1 protein-coding gene and 1 pseudogene are annotated in these 2,226 nt (G+C 65.6%); one reads left to right on the top strand and one right to left on the bottom strand.

The window, feature by feature from the left end; translation table 11 throughout:
• Positions 1-92 precede the first annotated feature (92 nt).
• Entirely contained in the window at positions 93-1,205 is a 1,113-nt protein-coding gene (locus tag OKB81_RS20115; protein ID WP_160839230.1) for a glycosyltransferase family 9 protein, read from the bottom strand.
• Positions 1,206-1,382: 177 nt separating this feature from the next.
• Between OKB81_RS20115 and OKB81_RS20110 the strand changes: the two are divergent.
• A pseudogene (locus OKB81_RS20110) lies at positions 1,383-2,150 on the top strand (HPP family protein); the annotation flags it as partial.
• Positions 2,151-2,226 lie beyond the last annotated feature (76 nt).

Raw genomic sequence — 2,226 nt, 5'->3', positions numbered from 1 at the left:
TGGATTTAGGGACTCAGAATACTTTTTTCTGAAAATCAAGGCGGCCTTCCCCGGAAAGCCGCGATGAACCTCTTTTTTTGCATGGCCGCTCCCTAGAGGGGGATCAGGGCGGGCCGGGGTGCGGGCAGGTAGCGGGTTGGGGAAACCGACATCGTCACCCGGTGAGGGGCGCTTGCGAGCGCCTCGGTCAGCCACTGTTGGTCGAGGGGGATGGCATTGCGATCCTCGATCACCAGATTGAGGTGCTGGGCGCCCAGGCACCCGTAGCGGGCGGGGTCGGTCTGGGTAAAGAGGCCAAGACAGGGCACACCGCTGGCGGCAGCCAGGTGCAGGGGACCGGTGTCGGCGCTGACGAAGAGGGAGAGGCCGCCCGTGAAGCGGGCCAGCTCCCCCATGTTGCCAAGGGAAACGTGCACGTCCCCGAGCAGGTGCTCGGGGGCGGCGGGATCCGCGAGCTGGATCAGCAGGGCATCCGGGCTGTGACGGCGCAGATCCCCAAGCAACCGCTGCCACTGGGGCTGGGAGAGCCCCTTGCCCTTGCGGGCGCCGGTGAAAAAGCCGATCAGGGGACGGCCAGGATGGGCTCGTCGCAGCGCACTCAAGGCCGGGCTTGGCCCCTGCAACAGGCTGCCAAGGGGGATGGGGTCGGCCTGATTGCCCGGTATGCCGAGCAGTTGCAGGGGCTGGTGGGCGTAGTGGCACTCACTGTCCGGAGCCTGCGGACGCGGGAAGATGAGATCCCCATGGCCATCGTCGAAGCCGCATTTCTCACGGGCCTGTACCCAGGCGGCGATGAAGTGATCCGTACTGGAGGCGAAGGGGACGTAGACCCTGTCGTAGTGCTGGCGGCGCAGACGCGAGAGTGCCGAGAGGGCGCCCGGCAGGTGCCTGCCCTGCAACCGGATCTGATGAATGTGCCGCAGGGGCAGATCGGCCAGGAAGGGGAGCAGGGTGGTGGGGCTGCACACCAGCTCCAGCTCGGCGTGGGGATGGGCGCGATGAAGCTGGTGCAGGAAGGGCAGCAGAAAGAGGTTGTTGCCGATGCGGTTGGTGCTGCGAATGACCAGGATCCGGCGGGGTGCCTGCGAAGAGGGCGGCAATGCGCTGCGACTGGCAAGCCAGCCGAGCAGGGGTCGCTCCAGTCCCGCCGTCCAGACCCGGCGTTGGCCGTCGAAGCGGCGCAGGGCATCGTTGAGGTGAGTCATACCGCTGGGCTCCAGTGTTGGGATGGCGTAAAGGGTGCCAGCGGACTCTTAAGACAATGTTAAGAAGGGAAAAAGCGTGCGGATGATGGCCATGGCGGAGCGGGGTGCTGGTGCGGGACGGGGGAAAGTGGCTAGAATTGCGCATTTGAAATAAATGTTATCGTCCGCGGGAGCACCATGCAGTTCAGGGATTTTTTGCCGGTATCGACCAATACCAGCGTCAAAGAGAGTTGTTACGGCGCCCTTGGCGCCCTCATCGGCTTGCTCGGCACCGCCTTGCTGTGCCGCTGGGGGTTGGGGCTCGAGGTGCACTGGCTCATCGCCCCCATGGGGGCCTCCGCCGTGTTGCTGTTTGCCGCCCCGGCCAGCCCCCTGGCCCAGCCCTGGTCCATCCTTGTGGGCAACGGGGTGTCTGCCCTGATGGGGGTATTGAGTGCGAGCCTGGTGCCGGACATGGCTATCGCCTCGGCCCTGGCGGTGATGCTGGCCATCGCCGCCATGTTCCTCACCCGCAGCCTGCACCCGCCCGGCGGCGCCGTGGCCCTGACCGCCATCATCGGCGGCGAGGGGATCCGGGCGCTCGGGGTCGGCTACGTGCTGCTGCCGGTGCTGCTCAACTCCCTGTTGCTGCTGAGTCTGGGCTTGCTCTACAACCGCGCTCTGGGGCGTCGTTATCCCCATGGCGGCAAGGCGGCGCCCAATCGCCACCAGACGGCGGATCCCCAGCCGAGTGCCCGACTCGCCACCCAGGACATCGACTTTGCCCTGCAAAAACACGGGGAACTGCTGGACATCAGCCGCCAGGATCTGCAGGAGCTGCTGCAGGAGGCCCAGCTTCACGCCCTGCGCGAGCGAGTGGGGACGGTACGGTGCCAGGATGTGATGTCGCGGGATCTCGTCGTGACGACGCCACAGGCGCTCGCCATGGAAGTGTGGCATCTGCTCGGCCTTGTTGCACAATTCCAAAGCAGGACAGCAGTCTCTCAGGCGCCGATTTCGCTCAGTTGACCTGTTGTCGTAC

This window comes from Aeromonas sp. QDB56, from assembly GCF_027705505.1.
Taxonomy (GTDB): Bacteria; Pseudomonadota; Gammaproteobacteria; order Enterobacterales; family Aeromonadaceae; genus Aeromonas; species Aeromonas caviae.
This window is presented reverse-complemented; position numbering and strand designations above follow the sequence as displayed.

Bases quoted from the DNA above. Each gene is read 5' to 3' on its own strand.
- OKB81_RS20115 (WP_160839230.1), bottom strand. From the start codon at position 1,205: ATGACTCACCTCAACGATGCCCTGCGCCGCTTCGACGGCCAACGCCGG.